Origin of the sequence: Chromobacterium subtsugae (genome assembly GCF_001676875.1) — a bacterium.
Lineage (GTDB): Bacteria > Pseudomonadota > Gammaproteobacteria > Burkholderiales > Chromobacteriaceae > Chromobacterium > Chromobacterium subtsugae.
In genome coordinates this window covers 17,102-40,388 of the sequence record NZ_JYKA01000013.1, presented here as the reverse complement: position 1 = coordinate 40,388, position 23,287 = coordinate 17,102, and the positions used below count along the sequence as shown (strand labels likewise).

Annotated in this window: 24 protein-coding genes; 17 read left to right on the top strand and 7 right to left on the bottom strand. The window is 65.5% G+C overall.

All coding sequences use genetic code 11. From position 1 onward, the window contains the following. Complete coding sequence (locus MY55_RS15480) at positions 1-321, top strand: hypothetical protein (protein ID WP_052258394.1); 321 nt, start codon at positions 1-3, stop codon at positions 319-321. 28 nt (positions 322-349) lie between these two features. On the opposite strand, the gene MY55_RS15475 is transcribed toward MY55_RS15480, so the two are convergent. The 5 genes from MY55_RS15475 to aroQ all read right to left on the bottom strand — a co-directional run bounded on the left by MY55_RS15475 (position 350) and on the right by aroQ (position 4,782). Then, on the bottom strand, positions 350-1,438 hold the full coding sequence (locus MY55_RS15475) for a DUF3426 domain-containing protein (RefSeq protein ID WP_043580335.1): 1,089 nt from the start codon (positions 1,436-1,438) through the stop codon (positions 350-352). Next, a complete protein-coding gene (gene prmA, locus MY55_RS15470; protein WP_043580337.1) occupies positions 1,435-2,331 on the bottom strand; it encodes a 50S ribosomal protein L11 methyltransferase in 897 nt (298 codons plus the stop codon). Before prmA ends, MY55_RS15475 begins: the two co-directional genes overlap by 4 nt. Continuing rightward, the gene (gene accC / locus MY55_RS15465; RefSeq protein WP_043580339.1) at positions 2,331-3,686 is read right to left on the bottom strand and encodes an acetyl-CoA carboxylase biotin carboxylase subunit; all 1,356 of its coding nucleotides are present in this window, start codon (positions 3,684-3,686) and stop codon (positions 2,331-2,333) included. Before accC ends, prmA begins: the two co-directional genes overlap by 1 nt. 121 nt (positions 3,687-3,807) lie before the next feature. Further along, on the bottom strand, positions 3,808-4,275 hold the full coding sequence (gene accB, locus MY55_RS15460) for an acetyl-CoA carboxylase biotin carboxyl carrier protein (protein WP_043580341.1): 468 nt from the start codon (positions 4,273-4,275) through the stop codon (positions 3,808-3,810). 36 nt (positions 4,276-4,311) lie between these two features. After that, positions 4,312-4,782, bottom strand: a complete 471-nt coding sequence (gene aroQ, locus MY55_RS15455; RefSeq protein WP_174459585.1) for a type II 3-dehydroquinate dehydratase — start codon at positions 4,780-4,782, stop codon at positions 4,312-4,314. Positions 4,783-5,051: 269 nt separating this feature from the next. Between aroQ and queA the strand changes: the two genes are divergently transcribed. The 8 genes from queA (at position 5,052) to MY55_RS15415 (ending at position 13,295) form a co-directional block, all read left to right on the top strand. Further along, positions 5,052-6,074: a tRNA preQ1(34) S-adenosylmethionine ribosyltransferase-isomerase QueA gene (gene queA, locus MY55_RS15450; RefSeq protein ID WP_043580346.1), complete on the top strand. Its 1,023-nt coding sequence runs from the start codon at positions 5,052-5,054 to the stop codon at positions 6,072-6,074. Positions 6,075-6,136: 62 nt separating this feature from the next. Next, positions 6,137-6,508: a gamma-butyrobetaine hydroxylase family protein gene (locus MY55_RS15445; RefSeq protein ID WP_047243540.1), complete on the top strand. Its 372-nt coding sequence runs from the start codon at positions 6,137-6,139 to the stop codon at positions 6,506-6,508. A gap of 2 nt (positions 6,509-6,510) precedes the next feature. Further along, positions 6,511-7,245 carry a bifunctional demethylmenaquinone methyltransferase/2-methoxy-6-polyprenyl-1,4-benzoquinol methylase UbiE gene (ubiE, locus tag MY55_RS15440; protein ID WP_047238895.1) on the top strand — a complete coding sequence of 245 codons (735 nt, stop codon included), beginning with the start codon at positions 6,511-6,513 and terminating at the stop codon, positions 7,243-7,245. Beyond that, complete coding sequence (locus MY55_RS15435; protein WP_065202637.1) at positions 7,245-7,760, top strand: M15 family metallopeptidase; 516 nt, start codon at positions 7,245-7,247, stop codon at positions 7,758-7,760. The genes ubiE and MY55_RS15435 overlap by 1 nt, the downstream gene beginning before the upstream one ends. Before the next feature lie 13 nt (positions 7,761-7,773). Beyond that, complete coding sequence (locus tag MY55_RS15430; RefSeq protein WP_065202636.1) at positions 7,774-8,358, top strand: ubiquinone biosynthesis accessory factor UbiJ; 585 nt, start codon at positions 7,774-7,776, stop codon at positions 8,356-8,358. 8 nt (positions 8,359-8,366) lie between these two features. Beyond that, positions 8,367-9,893, top strand: coding sequence for a ubiquinone biosynthesis regulatory protein kinase UbiB (ubiB, locus tag MY55_RS15425; protein WP_043580353.1), 1,527 nt, complete (start codon positions 8,367-8,369; stop codon positions 9,891-9,893). Between the two features lie 194 nt (positions 9,894-10,087). Continuing rightward, complete coding sequence (locus tag MY55_RS15420; RefSeq protein ID WP_043580355.1) at positions 10,088-11,404, top strand: NAD(P)/FAD-dependent oxidoreductase; 1,317 nt, start codon at positions 10,088-10,090, stop codon at positions 11,402-11,404. A 574-nt stretch (positions 11,405-11,978) separates the two neighbouring features. Further along, entirely contained in the window at positions 11,979-13,295 is a 1,317-nt protein-coding gene (locus tag MY55_RS15415) for an MFS transporter (RefSeq protein ID WP_230623444.1), read from the top strand. On the opposite strand, the gene MY55_RS15410 is transcribed toward MY55_RS15415, so the two are convergent. Continuing rightward, the gene (locus MY55_RS15410; protein ID WP_043580357.1) at positions 13,292-13,660 is read right to left on the bottom strand and encodes an Mth938-like domain-containing protein; all 369 of its coding nucleotides are present in this window, start codon (positions 13,658-13,660) and stop codon (positions 13,292-13,294) included. The two genes, MY55_RS15415 and MY55_RS15410, sit on opposite strands and share 4 nt — an antisense overlap. Positions 13,661-13,896: 236 nt before the next feature. Between MY55_RS15410 and MY55_RS15405 the strand changes: the two genes are divergently transcribed. From MY55_RS15405 to thrC, 4 genes are all read left to right on the top strand, one after another. After that, complete coding sequence (locus MY55_RS15405) at positions 13,897-15,129, top strand: pyridoxal phosphate-dependent aminotransferase (RefSeq protein ID WP_043580360.1); 1,233 nt, start codon at positions 13,897-13,899, stop codon at positions 15,127-15,129. Between the two features lie 119 nt (positions 15,130-15,248). Continuing rightward, the gene (locus MY55_RS15400) at positions 15,249-16,559 is read left to right on the top strand and encodes a homoserine dehydrogenase (RefSeq protein ID WP_065202635.1); all 1,311 of its coding nucleotides are present in this window, start codon (positions 15,249-15,251) and stop codon (positions 16,557-16,559) included. Continuing rightward, entirely contained in the window at positions 16,552-16,887 is a 336-nt protein-coding gene (locus tag MY55_RS15395) for a hypothetical protein (protein WP_043580365.1), read from the top strand. The genes MY55_RS15400 and MY55_RS15395 overlap by 8 nt, the downstream gene beginning before the upstream one ends. Further along, positions 16,884-18,293, top strand: coding sequence for a threonine synthase (gene thrC / locus MY55_RS15390; protein ID WP_047236275.1), 1,410 nt, complete (start codon positions 16,884-16,886; stop codon positions 18,291-18,293). Before MY55_RS15395 ends, thrC begins: the two co-directional genes overlap by 4 nt. A 68-nt stretch (positions 18,294-18,361) precedes the next feature. On the opposite strand, the gene MY55_RS15385 is transcribed toward thrC, so the two are convergent. Then, positions 18,362-20,485, bottom strand: a complete 2,124-nt coding sequence (locus MY55_RS15385) for an autotransporter outer membrane beta-barrel domain-containing protein (RefSeq protein ID WP_081284707.1) — start codon at positions 20,483-20,485, stop codon at positions 18,362-18,364. A gap of 144 nt (positions 20,486-20,629) precedes the next feature. Between MY55_RS15385 and flgA the strand changes: the two genes are divergently transcribed. From flgA to MY55_RS15365, 4 genes are all read left to right on the top strand, one after another. Continuing rightward, positions 20,630-21,307 carry a flagellar basal body P-ring formation chaperone FlgA gene (gene flgA / locus MY55_RS15380; protein ID WP_236686476.1) on the top strand — a complete coding sequence of 226 codons (678 nt, stop codon included), beginning with the start codon at positions 20,630-20,632 and terminating at the stop codon, positions 21,305-21,307. A 76-nt stretch (positions 21,308-21,383) separates the two neighbouring features. Next, positions 21,384-21,680: a flagellar biosynthesis anti-sigma factor FlgM gene (flgM, locus tag MY55_RS15375; protein WP_043580371.1), complete on the top strand. Its 297-nt coding sequence runs from the start codon at positions 21,384-21,386 to the stop codon at positions 21,678-21,680. A gap of 42 nt (positions 21,681-21,722) precedes the next feature. Further along, positions 21,723-22,187 carry a flagella synthesis protein FlgN gene (locus tag MY55_RS15370; RefSeq protein WP_043580373.1) on the top strand — a complete coding sequence of 155 codons (465 nt, stop codon included), beginning with the start codon at positions 21,723-21,725 and terminating at the stop codon, positions 22,185-22,187. A gap of 143 nt (positions 22,188-22,330) precedes the next feature. After that, positions 22,331-23,251, top strand: coding sequence for a CobD/CbiB family protein (locus MY55_RS15365; protein ID WP_043580375.1), 921 nt, complete (start codon positions 22,331-22,333; stop codon positions 23,249-23,251). Positions 23,252-23,287 lie beyond the last annotated feature (36 nt).

Sequence of the window (23,287 nt, the reverse complement as noted above, 5' to 3'; positions counted from 1 at the left end):
ATGCGGAAAACGAAATGGCTGGCCGGCCTGTTGGCCGCCGGAATGGCGGCCGGCGCCGTTGCGGCGGGCTGCTCGCATCAGGAGGCGCCGGATTACCCGTTGAAGGCATTGCGCGACGAGGTGGGCGGCGTGGTCAAGGTGATGTTCCAGACCCGGGCCGACGGCACGGTGGCCGGCATCCAGAGCGCGGATTGGCGCCAGATTCCGCCGCAGTACCGCAGCGGCTTTCGCTACGAGATCAATAAAGCCTTGCGCGAATACCGCTGCACGCCGGGCGCCAGCCTGACGCAGGAGTTCGCATTCCGGATGGAGGAGGAGTGAGGCCTGGCGGCGCCGGGAGGCGCCGCTGTCAGGGATAGAACCAGTACAGGCTGTAACCCATCGCATGCACCTTGCCGGCATCCAGCCGCATGGTGATCTTCGCCTCGCTGTTGGGGTTGAAGCGTCCCAGCTTCAGATCGTCCGGCTTCAGATATTCCTTGGGCGCGAACACTTTGCGGATCAGCACCTGGTCGTCGCTGTCCTTCAGCGTCACCTCCAGCATCGGGAAGGCTTGCGCGTACTGGGCGTGGTTTTTCAGCGTGGCCGACAACTGGATCAGGTTGGGGTAGTCCGGCACGAAGGCGAGCTCGGACCATTCGGTGCGGATCAGCGCGATGTCGGTCGGCCAGGGCACCTGGCAATCCAGCGCGCGGCACATGCTTTCCAGCGCCGGCCGCATTTCCGGCACTTCGGCGGCGATGCGGGTGCGGTTGATGTAGACCAGCTGCGCGGCGAGGAACAGGATGCCGATCACCGCCAGCACCGCCAGCACGCCGTTGAGCCAGGGGCCGGCGGGTTGGTGGCTGGCGGCTTCCGCTTCTTCCTCGGCGTCGGCGTCGGTGAACAGCGGCTCTTCTTCGATAGGCGCGCGCGCCGGCTTGCTTTCCGGCTCCGGCAGCGCTTCCGCGCGGCGGCGGCGGCCGAAGACTTCCGGTTCGGCGGCGGCGATCGGCTGCGGATCGTCGAAGGGGTTGCCTATCGGCGCGGTGGCCTGGCGGTTTTGCATCGCCTCGGCCAGCGCGCGCTGGAATTCTTCCATTTCCGCCTGCGGCGCCGCTTCGGGTTCAGGCTCGGCCGCCGGCATCGCGGACGGCGGCGGGGCGATCAGCGGATTGTCGGCGGGGATGTCGATGTCGGGATGATTGCCTTGCGGATCGAAATCCGGCACTTCCAGCTCGAAGTCGTCGATGGGGTCGCGTTCGGCGGCCGGCTCCGGAGCGGGCGCCGGCTGGGCGACAGCCGGCTCGGGAGCCGGCTGCGTGACGACGAAATGATCCGGCGCCTTGAACACATGCGAACAGCGCCCGCACCGCACCAGGCCGTTGGCAGCGGCTAGCTGGTTGTCATTGACCTTGAAACGGGTCTGGCAGTTGGGGCACTGTGTCGTATATGTCATACCGTGGCGCGTCGGGTTCCTGTCAATCGAGTCCATCCTTCGTCGAACACCGGCGCGTCCATCTCGAACCACTGGCTGTAGATGGCGGACAGTTCGTCGGCCTGTTCGGCGAGGATGCCGGAAAGGACGATTCTACCACCGGTTTTGACATGGCTAGACAGCAGCTCGCCCAACATGCGCAGCGGATTGGCCAGGATGTTTGCCAGCACCACGTCGTACTGGGCTTGCGGATTGGCGTCCGGCAGGAAGAAATCGGCCTTGACGCCGTTTTGCGCGGCGTTGTCGGCGCTGGAGCGAACCGCCTGGGCGTCGATGTCGATGCCGACGGCGGAGGCCGCGCCCAGCTTCAGCGCGGCGATGGCCAGAATGCCGGAGCCGCAGCCGTAGTCGAGCACGCTTTCATTGCCTTGCAGCTGCTTGTCCAGCCACTGCAGGCACAGCCGCGTGGTGGGGTGGCTGCCGGTGCCGAAGGCGAGGCCCGGGTCCAGCTGCAGATTGACCGCGTCGGGCGCCGGCGCGTCGTGCCAGGTCGGGGTGATCCACAGCCGGTCGGAGATGCGGATGGGTTCGAACTGCGACTGCGTCAGGCGCACCCAGTCCTGCTCTTCGACGCGCTCCACGCTGTAGCCGGGCATCGCCAGCTGGCAGGCGTTGGCGGCGGCGGCGATCAACAGCGCGACGTCGGCGTTTTCGTCGAACAGGGTGATGATGCGGCTCTGGCTCCACAATTGGTCCACCGGCTCGCCGGGCTCGCCGAAGATCGGCTGCTCGCGGTCGGTGCCGGCCCAGGCGTCTTCAATCGCGGTGGACAAGGCGCCTGCGTCCATCAGCGCGTCGGCCAGCTTTTCCGCGACGGCGGAGTCGGAATCAATGGTGGCTTGCAACCAGGCCATCAGGCTTCCCCTTTTTTCTGCTGCAGGCGGTGCTCCAGATAATGGATGCTGGTGCCGCCGCGCTGGAAGGCCGCATCGAGGAACAGCTCCTGGTGCAGCGGGATATTGGTCTTGATGCCGGAAATCGCCATTTCCGACAGCGCCACGCGCATCCGCGCCATCGCCTGCTCGCGGGTGTCGCCGTAGGCGATCAGCTTGCCCACCATCGAATCGTAGTGCGAGGGCACGGTGTAGCCCTGGTAGATGTGCGAATCGATGCGGATGCCGGGGCCGCCGGCCGGGTGGTAGCTCTCGATCTTGCCCGGGGAGGGCACGAAGGTGAACGGGTCCTCTGCATTGATCCGGCATTCCATCGCGTGGCCGTGCAAAACGATGTCTTTTTGCTTATAGCGCAGTTTTTCGCCAGCGGCGATGCGGATCTGTTCCTGGACGATGTCGACGCCGGTGATCATTTCGGTTACCGGATGCTCCACCTGCACGCGGGTGTTCATCTCGATGAAGTAGAACTCGCCGTTTTCGAACAGGAATTCGAAAGTGCCGGCGCCGCGATAGCCGATGCGGCGGCAGGCTTCGGCGCAAGCTTCGCCGATCTTCTCGCGCTGCTTGTCGGTGATGCCCGGGGCCGGCGCTTCTTCGATGATCTTCTGGTGGCGGCGCTGCATCGAGCAGTCGCGCTCGCCCAGATAGATGGCGTTGCCGTATTCGTCGGCCAGAATCTGGATTTCGATGTGGCGCGGTTCCTGCAGGAACTTTTCCATGTATACGGTGGGGTTGCCGAACGCGGCGCCGGCTTCGGTGCGGGTCATCTGCACCGAGTTGATCAGCGCGCCTTCGGAGTGGACCACGCGCATGCCGCGTCCGCCGCCGCCGCCGGAGGCCTTGATGATCACCGGGTAGCCGATCTTCTTGGCGATCTTGGAAATTTCAGCCGGATCGTCCGGCAGCGCGCCGTCGGAGCCGGGCACGCAGGGCACGCCGGCTTCAATCATCGCGTGCTTGGCCGACACCTTGTCGCCCATGGCGCGGATGGTTTCCGCGCGCGGGCCGATGAACACGAAGCCCGATTGCTCGACGCGCTCGGCGAAGTCGGCGTTTTCCGACAGGAAGCCGTAGCCGGGGTGGATGGCCTGGGCGTCGGTCACCTCCGCCGCGGCGATCAGCGCCGGCACGTTCAGATAGCTCTTGCCGCTGGGCGCGGGGCCGATGCAGACGGATTCGTCTGCCAGCTTCACGTATTTGGCTTCGCGGTCGGCCTCGGAGTGCACGACCACGGTCTTGATGCCCATTTCACGGCAGGCGCGCTGGATGCGCAACGCGATTTCACCACGGTTGGCGATCAGAATTTTTTCGAACATGGAATTTCTCCGCGATCTGGCCCCAGCCGGACGCTTGCCCGGGGAGCCGTTGCTGTCACGTCAAACGACAAGGGCACAGACCTTGGCCGTGCCCTGAATCTCGCGATGTCGTCCGAGGGTTTTACTCGATGACGAACAGCGGTTCGCCGTATTCCACCGGCTGGCCGTCTTCCACCAGGATGGCTTTCACCACGCCGGAGCGGTCGGCTTCGATCTCGTTCATCAGCTTCATCGCTTCGATGATGCACAGAGTGTCGCCGGCGTTGACGCTCTGGCCCACTTCGACGAAGGACTTGGAGCCCGGGCTAGGCGAGCGGTAGAAGGTGCCGACCATCGGCGACTTCATCGCGTTCTTGTCGCTGGCGGCGGCGGGAGCCGCGGCCGGGGCGGCATCGGTTGCGGCGGCGGCGGCGGGAGCCGCGGCGGCCGGGGCGGCGTACATCTGGGGCATCGGCTGCGCGTAAACCTGCTGTTGGCTGGCGGATACGCGGGTGATGCGGACTTTTTCCTCGCCCTCGGTCACTTCCAGTTCGGCGATGCCGGACTCTTCGACCAGGTCGATCAGTTTTTTCAGTTTACGCAGGTCCATTGTCAATCCTTCGAATGGGATGTTCTGTAACGGTGGTCAGGCTTGCGCGGCAAGATGCCGTACGGCGTGCGCAAGCGCCAGCTCGTAACCGTGGGCGCCCAGCCCGCAGATGACGCCGACCGCCAGGTCGGAAAAATAGGAATGCTGGCGGAACGGTTCGCGGGCGTGAACGTTGGATAGATGTACTTCAATGAACGGCAGCTTGACCCCGGCCAGCGCGTCTCGCAGCGCGACGCTGGTGTGGGTGAACGCCGCCGGGTTGATCAGGATGAAGGCGGTGCCGTCATCCAGACATTGGTGTATGCGTTCTATCAATACATGTTCGGCATTGCTTTGCAGCGCCGACAGGGAAAAACCGGCGGCCTTGGCCTGTTTGGCCAAGCGCTGGTTGATGTCGTCAAGGGTGTCCCGGCCATAGTGTTGAGGTTCCCGCACCCCGAGCAGATTGAGGTTAGGGCCGTGCAGCACAAGGATGGATCGGCTCAAAGCCTGACTCCTGTTTTTCATCTTGGCCGCGAGTTTGCCGCAATTCGCCGCAAAATGTCCAGCATTTGCGGAATTTAAAACGGCTGTTTAAGCGAGGCGGACAACGGCCGAGAACTGGTTTTAGAGTGAAAGCATTAGATTTTAAGGGGAAAATCGGTGTGGCATGTTTGCAATATGTAAATGGAATATCGGCATGGGTCAAGCTGTGTGCGTCGGCGATGTGATGCGCGGCACTGTGCCGGGAAGGTGGGCGCGGGTATAATTTGCCGATTCTGATTGATTGTTTCCGTATGCAGCTCTCCGACTTCGATTATCACCTGCCTGAGGCATTGATTGCCCAGCATCCGCCCGCGGTGCGCGGCGCCAGCCGCCTGCTGCACGTGGACGGCATGAACCTGTCCGACCAGACCTTCGCCGATCTGCCGACCAAACTGCAGGCCGGCGACCTGTTGGTATTCAACGATACCCGCGTGATCCGCGCCCGCCTGTTCGGCGAAAAAGCCAGCGGCGGCAAGATAGAAGCGCTGATCGAGCGCGTGCTGGACGACCACACCGCGCTGGCGCACGTGCGTTCGTCCAAATCGCCTAAGCCGGGCAGCCGGCTGATCTTCGCCGGCCGCTGGGAGGCCGAAATGCTGGAGCGCCAGGGCTCGCTGTTCAAGCTGCGCTTCCTGGCCGAGGACAAGCTGTTCGACATCCTGGAGGCTTCCGGCAAGTTGCCGCTGCCGCCTTATATAGAACGCAGCGCCGAGGGCGACGACGACGAGCGCTACCAGACCGTTTACGCCCGGGAACAGGGCGCGGTGGCGGCGCCGACCGCCGGCCTGCACTTCACCGACGCGCTGTTGGAGCAGCTGCGGGCGCAGGGCGTGGAAACCGCCTTCGTCACGCTGCACGTCGGCGCCGGCACCTTCTTGCCGGTGAAGGTGGAGAACGTGGCCGAGCACAAGATGCACAGCGAGATCTATGAGATCCCGCAAGCGACGGTGGACGCCATCGCCCGCGTCCGCGCCCGCGGCAACCGCGTGGTGGCGGTGGGCACCACCAGCGTGCGCGCGCTGGAATCGGCGGCGCGCGGCGGCGAACTGGCCGCCGGCCGCGGCGAGACCGACATTTTCATCACGCCGGGCTACCGCTTCCGCGTGGTGGACCGCCTGCTGACCAATTTCCACCTGCCGAAATCGACGCTGCTGATGCTGGTGTCGGCCTTCGCCGGCTACGACGAAATTTTCCAGGCTTACCGCCACGCGGTGGAGAAGGAGTACCGTTTCTTCAGCTACGGCGACGCCATGCTGCTGGAGAAAAAGGGCTAAGGTTTCCTTGTATGCAAAGCGCGGCGCCTGGCGCCGCGGCAGAACCCATAGAAAGCAAGACCATGTCCGGAGTCGCCCCCCAAGCCGCCCAGCCGGTGGAAATCCAGCTGCACCAAGTGTCGAAGATGCTGGAAATCGCCTTCGACGACGGCGCCCGTTTCGAATTGCCCTGCGAATACCTGCGCGTCCATTCGCCGTCGGCGGAAGTGCGCGGCCACGGCGTCGGCCAGGAAACGCTGCAGACCGGCAAGAGGCAGGTCGGCATCACGGCGCTGGAGCCGGTCGGCCACTACGCGCTGAAGATCACCTTCGACGATGGCCACGACAGCGGCCTCTACAGCTGGACTTATCTATACGAACTGGGCGCCAAGCGCGACCAGTACTGGCAGGAATATCTGGACAAGCTCGCCGCCGCCGGCGCGAGCAGGGAGTGAGCATGGACAAGACCACGCATTTCGGTTTCAAGACCGTCGATGAAAGCGAGAAGGCCGGCAAAGTGGCCGAAGTCTTCCATTCGGTGGCTGGCAAGTACGATGTGATGAACGATCTGATGTCGGGCGGCCTGCACCGGGTGTGGAAGCATTTCACGCTGACCACCTCCGGCGTGCGCGCCGGCGACAAGGTGCTGGACATCGCCGGCGGCACCGGCGATTTGGCGCGCGGCTGGGCCAAGCGCGTCGGCAAGACCGGCGAAGTGTGGCTGACCGACATCAACAGCTCGATGCTGACCGTGGGCCGCGACCGCCTGCTGGACGAAGGCGTGATCCTGCCGGTATCGCTGGCCGACGCCGAGAAGCTGCCCTTCCCCGACAATTACTTCGACGCGGTGTCGGTGGCCTTCGGCCTGCGCAACATGACCCACAAGGATGCGGCGCTGCAGGAAATGTGCCGGGTGCTGAAGCCGGGCGGCAAGCTGTTCGTGCTGGAGTTCTCCAAGGTGTGGAAGCCGCTGTCGCCGATCTATGATTTCTACTCGTTCAAGGCGCTGCCCATCATGGGCAAGCTGGTGGCGAACGACGCCGACAGCTACCAGTACCTGGCCGAATCCATCCGCATGCACCCGGATCAGGAAACGCTGAAACAGATGATGCTGGACGCCGGCTTCGGCAAGGCCGACTACCATAATCTGACCGGCGGCGTGGTGGCGCTGCACAAGGGCTTCAAGTTCTGATGCAGGCCGAGCTGGCGGCGCGTCTGGCTGAACTGGGGATAGATCCCGCCAGCTTGCTGGCGCGGGGGCTGGAGACGCATCCCGAGCCGGCGGAGCTGGCGCTGGCGGAAACCAATGCCGAGGGGCGCGAGTTTCACCTCACGCCCGCGGCGGCGCAAGCTTGGACGGCGATGCGACGCGCGGCGGCTGAGGATGGCGTGGAGATGTTTCTGCTGTCCGCTTTCCGCAGCGTGGCGCGGCAGCATGAAATCGTCGCCGCCAAGCTGGCGCGCGGCTTGAGTTTGGACGATATCCTGCAAGCCAGCGCCGCGCCGGGTTTCAGCGAGCACCATACCGGCTGCGCCGTCGATATCGGCGCGCCGGGATCGCCGCCGCTGGAAGAAGCGTTCGAAACCACCGCCGCCTTCGCCTGGCTGAGCCGCCGCGCCGCGGCTTTCGGCTTTCACCTGAGCTATCCGCGCGGCAATGCCTGCGGCTATCTGTATGAGCCCTGGCATTGGCGCTGGCGGGTTTAGCGGGAGGATACCCATGGCACTGACCATCGCTGCCTTCAATCATCTTTTAAACCAGCATCCGGCGCGGCGCGCCGAGCTGGCCGCCCATGCCGGCCGCCGCGTGGCCATCGCGCTGCCGCCCTTGCATGTGGCCGGGGTGATTACCGACGAAGGCTGGCTGGCCGCCTGCGAGGGCGAGCCGGAGGCTAGGCTGAAGCTGCGCCACGGCGCGGTGCTGTCGCAGCTGAGCGGGCAGCCGCCGCAACTGTCCGACATCGCGCTGGAGGGCGACGCCGAGCTGGCCGCCGCGCTGGGCCGCATCGTCGGCCAGTTGCATTGGCATGCGGGCGAAGACCTGTCGCGCCTGTTCGGCGACGTGGCGGCGCAGCGGATGGAAACCCTGGCGCGCGGCCTGTTCGGCGTCAAGGGCCAGCTGGCTTTCCGCCTGGCGGAAAACTGGGTGGAACACCTGCGCGAGGAAGCGCCGGTGCTGGCCAGCCGCCGCCTGGTGCAGCGCTTCGTGTCCGAAGTGGACCATCTGCGCGACGACGCCGGCCGGCTGGATAAGCGGCTGGCGCGGCTGGAGGCCGCGCTCAATAAACCGAATACCCCGACCTGACGGACTTTATGTCGATATCGCGTTCGCTGAAGATAGTTGCCACCCTGTACCGCTACGGTCTGGACGATTTCCTCGAGGGCCATTCCAAACTGGCCTTTTTGCACCGCTTGTTCGCGTTGTGCCCGGTGGGCCGCGACATCCGCGCCCCGCTGCCCGAGCGGGTGCGCTTGGCGCTGGAGAGCCTGGGGCCGATCTTCGTCAAGTTCGGCCAGGTGCTGTCCACCCGGCGCGACCTGCTGCCGCCGGAGTACGCCGACGAACTGGCGCGGCTGCAGGACCGGGTGCCGCCGTTCGACGGCGACATCGCCCGCCAGGTGGTGGAAAACAGCCTGGGGCGCAAGGTGGAGGAGCTGTTCGTCGATTTCGACCTCAAGCCGGTGGCCAGCGCCTCGGTCGCCCAGGTGCACAAGGCCTGGCTGCGCCAGCCCGATGGCAGCCGCGGCCGCGAAGTGGCGGTCAAGGTGCTGCGGCCGGGCATCCTGCCGGTGATCGAGCAGGATCTGTCCTTGATGCGCACGCTGGCCGGCTGGGTGGAGAAGCTGTTCTCCGACGGCAAGCGTTTGAAGCCGCGCGAAGTGGTGGCCGAATTCGACAAATACCTGCACGACGAGCTGGACATGATGCACGAGGCGGCCAACGCTTCGCAGCTGCGGCGCAATTTCAAGGGCTCGCAGCAGCTGATCGTGCCGGAAGTGTTTTATGACTACTCCAGCCGCGACGTGCTGACGCTGGAGTGGATGCACGGCATCCCGGTGGGGCAGGTGGAGCGGTTGCGCGAGGCCGGCGTGGATCTGCAGAAGCTGTCCCGCTTCGGCGTGGAGATCTTCTTCACCCAGGTGTTCCGCCACGGCTTCTTCCACGCCGACATGCACCCGGGCAATATCTTCGTCGCGCCGGATGGCCGCTACATCGCGCTGGATTTCGGCATCGTCGGCAGCCTGACCGACACCGACAAACATTATTTGGCGGTCAACTTCCTGGCCTTCTTCAACCGCGACTACCACCGCGTCGCCACCGCCCACATCGAATCGGGCTGGGTGCCGAAGGATACCCGCGCCGAAGAGCTGGAAGCGGCGGTGCGCACCGTGTGCGAACCGATCTTTGAAAAGCCGCTGAGCCAGATTTCGTTCGGCATGGTGCTGCTGCGCCTGTTCGAGACCAGCCGCCGCTTCAATGTGGAAATCCAGCCGCAGCTGGTGCTGCTGCAAAAGACGCTGCTGAACATCGAAGGCCTGGGCCGCCAGCTGGATCCGGAGCTGGACTTGTGGGACACCGCCAAGCCCTTCCTCACCAAGTGGATGAACGAACAGGTGGGTTGGCGCGGCCTGCTGCGCACGCTGAAGAATGAAGCGCCGCAATGGGCGACCACGCTGCCGACGCTGCCGCGCAAGTTGAATGAGGCGCTGGGTTCGGCCAAGACCGAGCTGTTGGTGGAGGGCTACATCCAGCTGATGCGCGAACAGAAGCGGCAGAATTTCCTGCTGATGCTGATCGCCATTTTGCTGGCGGGATTGCTGGCCAAGGTGTTGTGGTAAACCTGCCATGCCGACCGTGAACAAGCCGTCCATTCCGCGCCGAATGGGCGGCTTTTTCTTTGGCCGCGGCGGCGCGCGGGCGATGGATCGGCACGATACTGCCATGGCGACGCGCTAATTATCGCGGCTGGCGTCTGGCGATGGGGAAAATGCGGTAACCTTGGCAAAAAAATACCACTAATAAGGAGTTGCTTATGCTAAGCCGAAACGCGGCGCTGCCGCGCATCGTCATCGTCGGCGGCGGGGCCGGGGGGCTGGAGCTGGCCACCCGGCTGGGCCGCACGCTGGGCGCCCGCCACCGCGCGCAGGTCGTGCTGGTGGATGGCTCGCCCACCCATATCTGGAAACCGCTGCTGCACGAAGTGGCCACCGGCGCGCTGAACACCGGCGAGGACGAGGTCAACTACTTCGCCCACGGCTACCGCAACGGCTACGACTTCGAGTTCGGCTATATGCAGGGGCTGGACCAGGCGCGCCGCAGCATCCGCCTGGCGGCGATACCGGGCAGCGACGGCCAACAGCTAAGCCCGGAGCGCGAGATAAGCTATGACTGGCTGGTGATCGCCGTCGGCGCCGAGGCCAACGATTTCGGCACCCCGGGCGTGGCCGAGCACGCGATGTTCCTGAACACGCCCAACGACGCCGAAAAGCTGCGCCACCGCGTGTTGGAGCAGGCTTTCCGCGCCAGCAGCGGCGATGCGCCGGCGCGCGCGCTGTCCATCGCCATCGTCGGCGGCGGCGCCACCGGCGTGGAGCTGGCGGCCGAGCTGAACCACACCATGTGCGAATTGCACCACTACGGCGCGCGGCTGCAGCCGGAGCGGGTGAGGATCAGCGTGATCGAAGGCGCGGAGCGCATCCTGGCCGCCGCGCCGGCGACGCTGTCGGCTTACGCCGAGGAGCAGTTGGCCGGCAAGCGCATCCAGGTGCTGACCAACAGCCGGGTGGCGGCGGTGGAGGCGGACGGCGTGGCGCTGGCAGACGGCCGCAAGGTGGACGCCGACATCACGGTGTGGGCGGCCGGGGTGAAAGCTCCGGGCTGGCTGGCCGGCCTGGACGGCCTGGAGACCAACCGCGTCAACCAGCTGGTGGTGGATACCCGGCTGCACTGCGCCGGCGGCGACTGCGTATACGCGATGGGAGACTGCGCGGCGGCGCCGGACGGCGACAGCGGCCGCATGCTGGCCGCCACCGCCCAGGTGGCGCACCAGCAGGCGCGCTATCTGGCCGACGAATTGGCGCGCAGGCTGGACGACAAGCCGGCGCGGCCGTTTGTCTTCAAGCCGCAGGGCATGATGGTGTCGCTGGGCAAGCACACCGCGGTGGGCAGCCTGGCGGCGGTGGTGGGGCCGAAGCGCGACTACCACGTGGAAGGCCGCGGCGCGAAGCTGATCTACGCGTCGCTGTACCGGATGCACCAGGCGGCGGTGCACGGCTGGGCGCTGGCGATCCTGCTGTTCATCGGCGACAAGCTGCGGCGCGCGGCGCGGCCGGCGTTGAAGCTGCACTGAGGCTGATCCGAGGAGGGGGGCGGAGCCCGTCTGCATCGATGCCGTTTGCCTATTTGGCGAGCGGCATTTTCTTTGGCGACAAAGCAGCGGACGTTTGCCGGTTTTGGCGTTCGGGTAGATGGCTGATCGGCGACCATACCCCCTTCGGCACGCGCCGGCAAAAAAGCGTCTGGCCAGGTTTGAAGCCGCCGATTTGTTCGACGCCGCGCGACGTTAGCGCGTACCGCTGAGCGAATCAAAGATGCGCACGCATGTAGTTTCGGCGGCTCCTGGCCAGGCATTTTTTGCCGGGGTTCGCGGGCTGAGGGGCGGCCTGGGATCGCCTCTGCGTGCGAATCTTCGATTCGCTCAGCGACAGGGCTGGCCGCACAGCCCCTGGCCTGTTTGGCGGGCGGAACCGCCACCTAAAATATTATCCGCGCAGCGGATGCAACTGATGATTTGCGATGGCGTGGCCATTGCTTTGTCATTCATGCATGGATAGCATCCGCTTGAATGTGTGCTGCGCCGCAACTTGACCCATCCTCGCCTTTCTTCGATGCTGCTTTGACATTCGCATATTGAAGGGACGGGCATGGAGATGGAGTTGGGCAAGTGGCTGGACGAGCGGCCGCTGGGCGGGTTTCAGTACCGGCTGTTGGTTTTGTGCGGGCTGTGCATGATCCTGGACGGTTTCGATGTGCAGGCGATGGGTTATGTCGCGCCCGCGCTGCTGGAGGACTGGGGCATCGCCAAATCGGCGCTGGGGCCGGTGTTCGGCGCCGGCTTGCTTGGCTTGATGCTGGGCGCCTTGCTGTTCGGCGCCTTGGCCGACCGCATTGGCCGCCGCCCGGTGCTGCTGGGCTGCGCGCTGCTGTTTTCCGCCGGCATGCTGCTGACCGCGGGTGCCGCCAATCTGCCGCAGCTGATTGCGCTGCGCTTTGTCACCGGGGTGGGACTGGGCGGCATCATGCCCAACGCGATGGCGCTGGCCGGCGAGTACAGCCCGGCGCGGCGGCGCGCCAGCCTGATGATGCTCATTTCCTGCGGCTTCACCGCCGGCGCCTTGCTGGGCGGCTTGCTGGCGGCCTGGCTGATTCCCGCGCACGGTTGGCGCTCGGTGTTCATCGTCGGCGGCGTCGCGCCGCTGCTGCTGTGGCTGCCGATGTGGCGCGGCTTGCCGGAGTCGGCCAAATTTCTGCTGCTGCGCGATCGGACCGGTCAGGCCGAGGCCTGGTTGCGCAGGATGGAGCCGTCGCTGCCGGCGGGTATTCGGCCATGGCTGGCGGAGCGGCCGGCCCGCAGCAATCCGGTGGCCGAGCTGTTCCGCAACGGCTTGGCCCGGCGCACGCTGCTGTTGTGGCTGCTGAGCTTCCTCAATCTGATCGTGCTGTATTTCCTGTCCAACTGGATGCCGTCGCTGTTGCGCGCGCAGGGGCTGGACATGCGCCATGCCTTGCTGGCGGGCAGCATGCTGCAACTGGGCGGGGTGATAGGCACGCTGGCCTTCGGCTATTGGATAGACCGGGCCGGGTTTCGCCGCGCGCTGCCGCCTTGCTTTCTGTTGGCCGCGCTGGGCTTATGGCTGTTGGGCAGGGCGCAAGGCGAGGCGCTGTGGCTGCATATGCTGCTGTTCGGCGCCGGCTTCTGCATCATAGGCGCGCAGCCGGCGGTGAACGCGCTGGCGGCCAGCGCTTATCCGACCAGCCTGCGCGCCACCGGCGTAGGCTGGAGCCTGGGCATCGGCCGCATCGGTTCGGTGCTGGGGCCGTGGCTGGGCGGGGTGCTGATCGGCCTGGCCTGGAGCCAGGCGGCGCTGTTCGCGTTGCTGGCGCTGGTGGCGCTGGCCGCCGCCGCCGTGGTGCTGGCCTACCACCGCGAGCCGGCGCGGCGGGTAGGGGAAGCGGTTTAGATCGCCAGCAGCGCGGCGACCACGCGGCGGTCTTCGGCCAGCAGGATGTTGAAGGTGCGGCAGGCGGCCTGGGTGTCCATGCATTCCACGCCGATGCCGGCCTCGGTCAGCGCCGCGTACAGCCGCGGGTGGACGAAGCGCTGGCTTTCGCCGGAGCCGAACAGCACCACTTCCGGCTGGTAGGCCAGCAATGCGTCGAAGTGCGCGGCGGCGAGGCCGGAAAAGTCCGGCGCGGCCCAGGCGGCCACCTCGTCGGCGCTGACGATCAGGTTGCCGTCGTGGCGCTGGGCATTGATCAGCACGTGGCCGTCGCCGTAGCCGGTGAACAGGTTTTTGCCCTGTCCCAGCGACTGGTGCATTTTCATCGGAATGGCTCCCTTGGCAGTGGTTGGCGGCCACCGCGCGGCGCATCGGGCGGCGCTCGTGCAGTGCACCAAAGATTGGGATAGGATTATACCCAGACCCGGGGCTCAAGCGACCACGCCCTGAATGTGGCTTTAGCCGCCGGGCGGAATACAGAGATCCCATGAAACAGCAACCACACCGCCACAAGCATGCCGTCCCATCCGGCGGGCGGCCTGAAACGGAAGCCGTCGCCGCCATGCAGCCAGTCCACAAATCGCAGAAACTCGCCAACGTCTGTTACGACATCCGCGGCCCGGTGCTCGAGCACGCCAAGAGGATGGAGGACGAAGGCCACCGCATCATCAAGCTGAACATCGGCAATCCGGCGCCGTTCGGCTTCTTCGCCCCGGACGAGATCATCGAGGACGTGATCGTCAATCTGCCGGCGGCGTCGGGCTATTCCGATTCCAAGGGCCTGTTCGCGGCGCGCAAGGCCATCATGCATTACGCGCAGCAGAAGCATCTGCCCAATGTGGCGATGGACGACATCATCGTCGGCAACGGCGTGTCCGAGCTGATCGTGATGGCGATGCAGGCGCTGCTGGACAATGGCGACGAAGTGCTGGTGCCCGCGCCGGACTACCCGCTGTGGACCGCCGCGGTGGGGCTGGCCGGCGGCAAGGCCGTGCACTACCTGTGCGACGAGGAGCAGGGCTGGTTCCCCAGTATCGCCGACATCCAGGCCAAGATCACGCCGTCGACCCGTGCCATCGTCATCATCAATCCCAACAACCCGACCGGCGCGGTGTACCCGCCGGCGCTGCTGCAGCAGATCGTCGAGGTGGCGCGCCAGCATCAGCTGATCATCTACGCCGACGAAATCTATGACAAGGTGCTGTACGACGCCGCCAGCCACACCTCGATAGGCTCGCTGGCGCCGGACTTGTTCGTTGTCACCTTCAACGGGCTGTCGAAGAATTACCGCGCCTGCGGCTACCGCGCCGGCTGGATGGTGCTGTCCGGCGAGAAGAAGCACGCCAAGGACTACATCGAAGGCCTGAACATGCTGGCCTCGATGCGGCTGTGCGCCAACGTGCCGGCGCAGTACGCGATCCAGACCGCGCTGGGCGGCTACCAGAGCATAGACGACCTGGTGGCGCCGGGCGGCCGGCTGGCGCGCCAGCGCGACCTGGCCTACAAGCTGCTGACCGATATTCCGGGCGTGTCCTGCGTCAAGCCGCAGGGCGCGCTTTACCTGTTCCCCAAGCTCGATCCCAAGATCTATCCGGTGGGCGACGACCAGCAATTCATCCTGGAATTGCTGCAGCAGGAAAAGGTGCTGCTGGTGCAGGGCAGCGGCTTCAACTGGATTGCGCCGGATCACTTCCGCGTGGTATTCCTTCCTAATACGGATGATCTGGTGGAGGCCATCGGCCGCATCGCCCGTTTCCTGGAGAACTACCGCAAGCGTCACGGCAGCGCCGACTAAGCGCCGGCAGCGGCGGCGGGACAGATTCCCGCCGCCCGAGGACCGCCCGGACAGGACGCGCCTGTCCAGACGGCCTTTGGCCTGAATAAAAAATCAAGGGACTGAACGGAGACAGATTTATGAAACCGATCCATATCGGCCTGCTGGGCGTCGGCACCGTCGGCGGCGGCACCGCCACCGTGCTGAAGCGCAACGCCGGCGAGATTACCCGCCGCGCCGGCCGCGAGATTCGCCTGATCCAGGCTGCCAGCCGCGACCTGGCCAAGGCGCGCGCCGTGCTGGGACCGGAGGTGGCGCTGGTGGACGACGCGCGGCGGATCGTCGACAACCCGGACGTCGACATCGTGGTGGAGCTGATCGGCGGCGACACCATCGCCAAGGAGCTGGTGCTGAAGGCGATCGAGAACGGCAAGCACGTGGTCACCGCCAACAAAAAGCTGCTGGCGCTGCACGGCACCGAGATCTTCGCCCGCGCGCAGGAAAAGGGCGTGATGGTGGCGTTCGAAGCGGCGGTGGCCGGCGGCATCCCCATCATCAAGACCCTGCGCGAAGGCCTGGCGGCCAACCGCATCGAGTGGATCGCCGGCATCATCAACGGCACCTCCAATTTCATCCTGACCGAGATGCGCGACAAGGGCGCCAGCTTCGCCGACGTGCTGGCCGAAGCGCAGAAGCTGGGTTATGCCGAGGCGGACCCCACTTTCGACATCGAGGGCCATGACGCCGGCCACAAGCTGACCATCATGGCGGCGCTGGCCTTCGGCATTCCGATGCAGTTCGACCAGTGCTATCTGGAAGGCATCAGCCAGCTGGACGGCCGCGACATCCGCTACGCCGAGGAACTGGGCTACCGCGTCAAGCTGCTGGGCCTGACTCGCCGCACCGACAGCGGCGTGGAGTTGCGCGTGCACCCGACGCTGATCCCGGAAGGCCGGCTGATCGCCAATGTCAACGGCGTGATGAACGCGGTGCTGGTCAAAGGCGACGCGTTGGGGCCGACCTTGTACTACGGCGCCGGCGCCGGGGCTTTGCCCACGGCCTCCGCGGTGGTGGCCGACATCGTCGACGTCACCCGCCTGCTGACCTCCGATCCGGAACACCGGGTGCCGCACCTGGCCTTCCAGCCGGACCAGTTGCAGGACTTGCCGATTCTGCCGATCTCCGAGGTCACCAGCTCCTACTATCTGCGCATCGGCGCGATAGACCGCGCCGGCGTGCTGGCCAGCATCACCCGGCTGTTGGCCGAGAACGGCATCTCGATCGAAGCGCTGATCCAGAAAGGCTCGGTGTCCGACGGCACCGCCGAAGTGGTGATCCTCACCCACCGGGTGCAGGAGAAGGCGATCAACCATGCCATCGCCGGCATCGAAGCGCTGGACAGCGTGGCCGGCAAGGTGGTGCGACTGCGCATGGAAGAATTGAATGACTAGGCATTGGCAAGCCGGCCTGTGCGCCGCGCTCTTCACCGGTTTCGCGGCGGCCACGCCGCTCAGCCCCGGCCAGCACCAGCTGCTGCAGGGCTTCTTGATGCGCGGCTGCGTCAAGCGCACGCCGGCGTCCGACGGCGTCGGCCTGCCCGGCAACGAGCAGGTGCAGCGCTACTGCCAGTGCGCCAGCGAGAAGCTGGCCAGCACTTTCACCGCGGAAGAGGTGATGGGCGTGGTGACCGGCCAGATCAAGAAAGACGATCCGCGCGGCAAGCAGCGCCTGAAGGAAGCCTCCGCCGCCTGCGGCCAATACCTGGAACCACAGCAATGAAATATGTCAGTACCCGCGGCGGCATGGCGCCGCTGCCGTTTTGCGAAACCGTGCTGATGGGCCTGGCGCCGGACGGCGGCCTGCTGCTGCCGGAGCGCTATCCCCGGATAGACCGCGCCACGCTGGACGCCTGGCGGCAGCTGGGCTACGCCGAGCTGGCGTTCGAGATCATCCGCCTGTTCGCCGACGACATTCCGGCGGATGATCTGAAAGGCATCGTTTCGCGCGCCTACCGGGCCGAGACCTTCGGCAGCGAAGCCATCGCGCCGCTCAAGCGCCTGCATGACGGCCTGGCCATCCTGGAGCTGTCCAATGGCCCGACGCTGGCGTTCAAGGACATGGCGATGCAGTTCCTCGGCCAGCTGTTCGAATATGTGCTGGAGAAGCGCGGCGAGAAGCTGAACATTCTGGGCGCCACTTCCGGCGACACCGGCTCCGCCGCCGAATACGCGATGCGCGGCAAGCGCGGCATCAATGTGTTCATGCTGAGCCCGGACGGCAAGATGAGCGCTTTCCAGCGCGCGCAGATGTACAGCCTGCAGGACGAGAACATCCACAACATCGCCATCCAGGGCATGTTCGACGACTGCCAGGACATAGTGAAGGCGGTGCAGAACGACCACGTTTTCAAAGCGCGGCACAAGATCGGCACCGTCAACTCGATCAACTGGGCCCGCGTCGTCGCCCAGGTGGTGTACTACTTCCACGGCTATTTCCGCGCGACGGCCAGCAATGACGAAACCGTAAGCTTCTGCGTGCCGTCCGGCAATTTCGGCAATGTCTGCGCCGGCCACGTGGCGCGGCAGATGGGCCTGCCGGTGGAGCGACTGATCGTCGCCACCAATGAAAACGACGTGCTGGATGAGTTCTTCAAGAGCGGCCGCTACGCGCCGCGCGGCAGCGAGCGCACCTACGTCACCTCCAGCCCGTCGATGGACATTTCCAAGGCATCCAACTTCGAGCGTTTCGTGTTCGACCTGGTCGGCCGCGACGGGGCGAAGGTGAAGCAATTGTGGGCCGAGGTGGACGCGGGCGGCGGTTTCCAGCTGGATGGAGAAACCATGCGCCAGGTGCGCGACGCGTTCGGCTTCGTCTCCGGCAAAAGCGCGCATGCCGACCGCATCGCCACCATCCGCCTGGTGGACGCCGACGATGGCGTGGTGGTGGACACCCATACCGCCGACGGCATCAAGGTGGCGCGCGAACTGCGCCGCGAAGGCGAAACCGTGGTGTGCCTGGAAACCGCGCTGCCGGCCAAGTTCGCCGAAACCATACGCGAGGCGCTGGACCGCGAACCGCCGCGTCCGGCGGGCTTCGAGCGTCTGGAGTCGCTGCCGCAGCGGGTAGTGACCTTGCCAGCGGATGCCGGCCAGGTGAAGGCGTTGATGGAGAAGGCGCTGGGCTGATCCGCTCCGCGCCGTTCAGGCAAAAAAACAGGCTCCCTCGGGAGCCTGTTTCGTTATGGCTGCAACGATCAGAACGACACGGCCACGCCGAGGTTGCCGCCGGTCTGATTGCCGCCGCTCCTGCCGCTGGTGACCGAGAACTGGCCGTAGGCGGTGACGGTTTTGCTGAAGTTGGCGCTGACGCCGGCGGTCCACTCCATCCAGTTGGCGTCCGCCTTGCCGATGTTGGTGGTCCAGTCGCCCAGCGTGCTGGTGAGGCCGGCGGTGATGTTGCGGTCGTCTTGCTGGAACTCGTGGGCGAAGCTCACCTTGGCGTAGGGGCTGAACTTGCCGACGTCGGCGTCAAGCTGCCAGCCGACGCGTCCCACCAGCGAGCTGGCGTTCTGGCCGCCGAAGGCCATGCTGCTGCTGCCGCCTTGCTCGGCGAAGCCGGCCACCTTGACGTGGGCGTAGTCGAGGCCGGCCACCGGGCCGGTGGTGAAGTTGCCGTACTGCAGCCGGTAGCCGCCGCCGATGCGCAGGCCGTACTGGGTCTGGCGGGTGCTGCCGTTGATCTGCACCTGGGTCGGCCCCAGGGTGACGGCGCGGCTGGTGTCCAGATCGCCGGAGCCGATGTGAACGTCGCCGTCGATCCAGAACTTGTCCTGGTTGTAGCTGACCAGGCCGGACATCAGCGTGGTGCGGTCGTCCACGCTGCCCGGGGTGCCTGTGCTGGAGATGTCGGTCTTGCCCTGCTGGCGCGACATCGCCACGCCTATGCTCAGCGCCGGGCTGGCCTGGTAGTCGAGGCCCAGCGTGTACAGCTGGCCCTTCGGTTTGGCGGCCAGGTTGTTGTAGCCGATCTTGTCGTCGTTGAAGGCGCCGTCGACAAAGGCGCTGACGGTGCCGACCGCGCGTTTTTGCGAGCGGATGGCCTGGTAGCGGCTGTCCAGCGCGCCGCCCAGCTGGCGGGCGTTGTTCAAGGCGGAGTCAGGCAGCGCCGCGGCGTAGTAAGGCGCTTGAAGCAGGCCGTAGACGTAGTCGCCGATGATTTGCTGGGCCGCCGGAGTGGGGTGCAGCTGGTCGGTGAAGACGTAGCTTTGGCCAGGCAGCGTATTGGCCGCGCACTGGATGGCGGAGGTGGCGCAGGCGGAGCCGATGGTATTGGTGAAGCCGTATTGACCGGGGTTGGCCAGGATTTCCTGGAACAGCAGCGAGATATTCGGGCGAACGATATTGTGCTGCACGCCGGCGCCGGACAGCGTCATGTCGGTGAGCTGGTTGTAGCCGGCGGCCAATTGCTGCAGGCTGGGCTGGACGCCGGGGTTGGCAGCCGTGCCGTTGCCATTGTAGGCGGTGGCCACGCTGCCGGCCGGCACCGCGCCGCCGGTGGCGGTGGAGAGCGAGGTGTTGGCGGCGGTCAGCGCGGCCTGGATGACGGCGGCGGAATTGCTGGGGCCGACATTCTGCGCGCTGATGACTTGCCAGGCCGCTACCCAGGCGTTGTTGACCGCGGTGGTGGTGACGAGGCCTGGAACCTGCGCGTTGACGGTTTGCTGGACTGCGGTCAGCGAAGCGTAAATCGCCAGCGGCGCGGCGCCCATATTGGGAAGGTTGGGCACGATGACGTTTTTGGCGCCGGCCTTGACCAAGGCCTGCACGCTGGCGGCGGTGTACTGGGCCGAAGCGCCGAGCAGTTGCTGGCCGCTGGTGCTGGAGGCCGTGCCAAGCGCGGCGATCACGTCGTTGCCGCCGATCCAGACCGAATAAACGGCGTTCGGATCAGCCTTGCCGCCGGTGCTGGCGAGATAGGCCGCGGTCTGTTGCGGCAGTTCCTGGATCAGCAGGGTGCCGCCCGGGCCGTATTGCTCGACAGAGCCGCTGCTGCCGGAGGTGTTGGGATACTGGGTGATGGCCTGGTAGGTTTGGGCGACGGCGCCGCCCTGGGCATAGTTGTTGCCGCTGCTGCTGGTAGTGGCGTTGAGCGGGTTGTTGGCGACTGATTGCAGGCCGAAATGGCCGCTCAGCACATTGGTCCAGTTGGGACCGTAGCCGGTGGTCCAGCGGGCGCCGGCGGGCAGGCCGGATTGGCCGCCGAAGGCGCCGACATCGGACAGGCTGTCCCCAAAGTAATAGATGTTGCTGTAAGCGTTGGCTGCGGCCGGCAGGGCAAGGGCGGTGGCCAGGGCGAGAGCGGTCAAGCGACTACGCATTGTGTTTCTCCTCGGGCGAACGATTTATGTTTGCGTATTATTTAGTGTCAAGAGTCTAAGCTCTATTCAAACGATTATTCGAATCTTGCCGGCGCTTGTCAATCGCCATCGCTGCATTGGCTCGCCTTGCGCTAAAATGCAGGGATGCGAAGATCAATTTTGTGGTTTTGCGGCTTGTTGGCGGCCATGCCGGCCTGTGCCGACGGCATCCAGAACCTGGTCCAGCTGGAGCGGCTGGCCGATCAGTTTCTCAAGCATGAGCTGGAGTTGCGCGCCGCCACCTGGCGGCTGGGACAGTTGGACAGGAGGCTGGCGCTGCCCGCCTGCAGCCGTCCCAAGGCGGATTGGGCGACGCCGGGCGTCACCACCGGAGCGACTTTCGTCGCGGTGTCCTGCCCGGATCTGGGCTGGTCGCTGCGGATTCCGGTCAGCATCAATGAAAAGCGGATGGGCGTGGCGCTGAGCCGGCCGATGGCCGCCGGCGAGACGATAGGCGCCGCCGACGTCCGGTTGGTGGATATCGCCAACCCCGCGCTGGCGAGCAATGTGCTGGACGATCTCAACCTGGCGGTCGGCCAGGTGTTGCGGACCGGCGCGCCGGCGGGCGCGTGGCTGCGCACTTTCATGGTGCGCGCGCCGTATCTGGTGCGCAGCAACCAGCAGGTGAAGGTGCTGGCGCAGGGCGACGGCTTTTCCGCCGAAGCCGAGGGCATGGCGATGGGCAACGCCGCCCAGGGCGAGCAGGTGATGGTCAGATTGAGCAGCGGCAGGGTGGTGCGGGGCACCGTGCAGGCCGATGGCAGCGTGGCCGTGATTTTTTGATGAGAAAATAGTTCAAGAGATTGTTTTTTCGGTCGATAATAGGATCAGTTGAGATTAGCTACGGGAAGGCCAGGCCATGAAGATCGACAATTCGGGCAAGCTGTCGGGAACCTACAGCACCCAGAGCAAGACCACTGCCCGTGCGCCGTCCAGTTCGACCAGCAGCCAAGGCAGCAGCAGCGACAGCGTGCAGATCAATTCCGTCGCCAGCCGTCTGAGCGCCATCGGCAATGATCCCAGCCAGCAGCCGGCCTTCGATGCGGCCAAGGTCGAATCGATCAAGTCGGCCATCGCCAATGGCAGCTTCAGCATCAATCCGGACAAGATCGCCGACGGCCTGATTTCATCGGCCCAGGAGCTGTTGCAGGGTTGAGCCTGAGCCGGAAGTGGACAAGCAGCGCAAAGAAGCAGGGATATGTCTGTCATTGATGAGTTCGCACAGCTTTGCCGGGACGAGGCCGACCTCGTGTCCCGGCTTGTCGTTTTGCTGGAGCAGGAGCAGGCCCTGCTGATACAGGGCGAGGAGCACAAGCTGGAGGCGCTGGCCGACAACAAGAGCGCCGTGCTCGACGAACTGGCGCGGCAGTCCTCCGTCCGCGGCCGGCTGATGACCACGCTGGGCGTGCAGGACCGCGACACGCTGTATATCTGGCTGGCGGACAAGCCTCCGGCCTGCGAGGCCTGGACCAGTCTTGAGGACGCGGTCAACCGGGCGCAAAGCATCAATCAGCTGAACGGCAGTTTCGTCAGCGAGCGGCTGGCCATGGTGGAGGAGTCGTTGCTGGTGCTGCGCACTGCCGCGGCGTCCACGCTGGGCTATGACCGCGGCGGCAACCAGCCGGAGGTGGTGACAGGCCGCCGCCTGCTGGGTTCGGCTTGATCCGGCCGCTCAAACAGTCCGCAAGGGCGCCCATCGGGCGCCTTTCGCCATTTTGGCGGCGCGCCGGCATCACTTCGGTGGGCGGGGCGAGCGCCTTTATGGTATCTTCCCCAGCGGTCCCGTGAAAATCACATCCAGAAACCATGACCCTGATTTCCCTGATTCTCGCTCTGGCTTTGGAGCAACTGCGACCGCTCGGCAATCGCAACCGGGTGTGGTTGTTGTTCACCCGCTACGCTAACCATCTTGAGCGCAACCTGAATGCCGGCGCCGAGCGCCATGGCGTGCTGGCCTGGCTGGTCGCCATCGTGCCGGTGCTGCTGCTCAGCCTGTTGCTGTTCTATTCGCTGAAAGCCGCGAGCCCGCTGCTGGCGCTGGCGCTCAATGTGCTGGTGCTGTATCTGACCATGGGCTTCCGCCATTTCTCCAGCGCATTTTCCGAGATATCGCAAGCATTGGCCGAGGGCCGGGATCTGGATGCGAGAGTGGCGCTGTCCAACTGGACCGGCCTGCCGACGGCGGAGCTGTCGGTAGAGGAGATCTCGCGGCTGGCGATCGAGCAAGGCGTGCTGGACAGCTACCGCCATGTGTTCGGCACCATGTTCTGGTTCGTGGTGCTGCCGGGGCCGTCGGGAGCGTTGTTGTTCCGCCTGTGTTCGATGCTGAACCAGAAGTGGGGCAGCCGCAATGCCGCGGAAGACCCGTTCGGCGTGTTCGCCGCGCGCGCGGCGGCCTGGCTGGACTGGATTCCCGTCCGGCTGACGGCGGCGGCTTTCGCCATCATGGGCGACTTTGAAGACGCGATCTATTGCTGGCGTTCGCAAGCCAGGACTTGGGGCAACTACGCCAACGGCATCCTGCTGGCGTCTGCCGCCGGCGCGTTGGGCGTGAAGCTGGGCGACCCGCTGCGGCAGGACTATTCGGTGAAATACCGGCCGGAGCTGGGCCTGGGCGACGATGCCGATCCCAGTTTCCTGAAAAGCGCGGTCGGCCTGGTATGGCGTTCGGCGCTGCTGTGGCTGGCCGTCACCCTGTTGATCAGCGTGGCCAGCCATATGGGCTGACGATGGAGCTGCCGCCCGCCCCGGGCGGCATTTGAT

Bases quoted from the DNA above. Each gene is read 5' to 3' on its own strand.
- MY55_RS15475 (WP_043580335.1), bottom strand. From the start codon at position 1,438: ATGACATATACGACACAGTGCCCCAACTGCCAGACCCGTTTCAAGGTC.
- flgA (WP_236686476.1), top strand. From the start codon at position 20,630: ATGCGAAGATCAATTTTGTGGTTTTGCGGCTTGTTGGCGGCCATGCCG.
- accB (WP_043580341.1), bottom strand. From the start codon at position 4,275: ATGGACCTGCGTAAACTGAAAAAACTGATCGACCTGGTCGAAGAGTCC.
- MY55_RS15410 (WP_043580357.1), bottom strand. From the start codon at position 13,660: ATGAAAATGCACCAGTCGCTGGGACAGGGCAAAAACCTGTTCACCGGC.
- MY55_RS15395 (WP_043580365.1), top strand. From the start codon at position 16,552: ATGACTAGGCATTGGCAAGCCGGCCTGTGCGCCGCGCTCTTCACCGGT.
- MY55_RS15435 (WP_065202637.1), top strand. From the start codon at position 7,245: ATGCAGGCCGAGCTGGCGGCGCGTCTGGCTGAACTGGGGATAGATCCC.
- ubiE (WP_047238895.1), top strand. From the start codon at position 6,511: ATGGACAAGACCACGCATTTCGGTTTCAAGACCGTCGATGAAAGCGAG.
- prmA (WP_043580337.1), bottom strand. From the start codon at position 2,331: ATGGCCTGGTTGCAAGCCACCATTGATTCCGACTCCGCCGTCGCGGAA.
- MY55_RS15445 (WP_047243540.1), top strand. From the start codon at position 6,137: ATGTCCGGAGTCGCCCCCCAAGCCGCCCAGCCGGTGGAAATCCAGCTG.
- MY55_RS15415 (WP_230623444.1), top strand. From the start codon at position 11,979: ATGGAGATGGAGTTGGGCAAGTGGCTGGACGAGCGGCCGCTGGGCGGG.
- MY55_RS15385 (WP_081284707.1), bottom strand. From the start codon at position 20,485: ATGCGTAGTCGCTTGACCGCTCTCGCCCTGGCCACCGCCCTTGCCCTG.
- MY55_RS15420 (WP_043580355.1), top strand. From the start codon at position 10,088: ATGCTAAGCCGAAACGCGGCGCTGCCGCGCATCGTCATCGTCGGCGGC.
- MY55_RS15430 (WP_065202636.1), top strand. From the start codon at position 7,774: ATGGCACTGACCATCGCTGCCTTCAATCATCTTTTAAACCAGCATCCG.
- flgM (WP_043580371.1), top strand. From the start codon at position 21,384: ATGAAGATCGACAATTCGGGCAAGCTGTCGGGAACCTACAGCACCCAG.
- thrC (WP_047236275.1), top strand. From the start codon at position 16,884: ATGAAATATGTCAGTACCCGCGGCGGCATGGCGCCGCTGCCGTTTTGC.
- MY55_RS15370 (WP_043580373.1), top strand. From the start codon at position 21,723: ATGTCTGTCATTGATGAGTTCGCACAGCTTTGCCGGGACGAGGCCGAC.
- accC (WP_043580339.1), bottom strand. From the start codon at position 3,686: ATGTTCGAAAAAATTCTGATCGCCAACCGTGGTGAAATCGCGTTGCGC.
- aroQ (WP_174459585.1), bottom strand. From the start codon at position 4,782: ATGAAAAACAGGAGTCAGGCTTTGAGCCGATCCATCCTTGTGCTGCAC.
- ubiB (WP_043580353.1), top strand. From the start codon at position 8,367: ATGTCGATATCGCGTTCGCTGAAGATAGTTGCCACCCTGTACCGCTAC.
- queA (WP_043580346.1), top strand. From the start codon at position 5,052: ATGCAGCTCTCCGACTTCGATTATCACCTGCCTGAGGCATTGATTGCC.
- MY55_RS15480 (WP_052258394.1), top strand. From the start codon at position 1: ATGCGGAAAACGAAATGGCTGGCCGGCCTGTTGGCCGCCGGAATGGCG.
- MY55_RS15365 (WP_043580375.1), top strand. From the start codon at position 22,331: ATGACCCTGATTTCCCTGATTCTCGCTCTGGCTTTGGAGCAACTGCGA.
- MY55_RS15400 (WP_065202635.1), top strand. From the start codon at position 15,249: ATGAAACCGATCCATATCGGCCTGCTGGGCGTCGGCACCGTCGGCGGC.
- MY55_RS15405 (WP_043580360.1), top strand. From the start codon at position 13,897: ATGCAGCCAGTCCACAAATCGCAGAAACTCGCCAACGTCTGTTACGAC.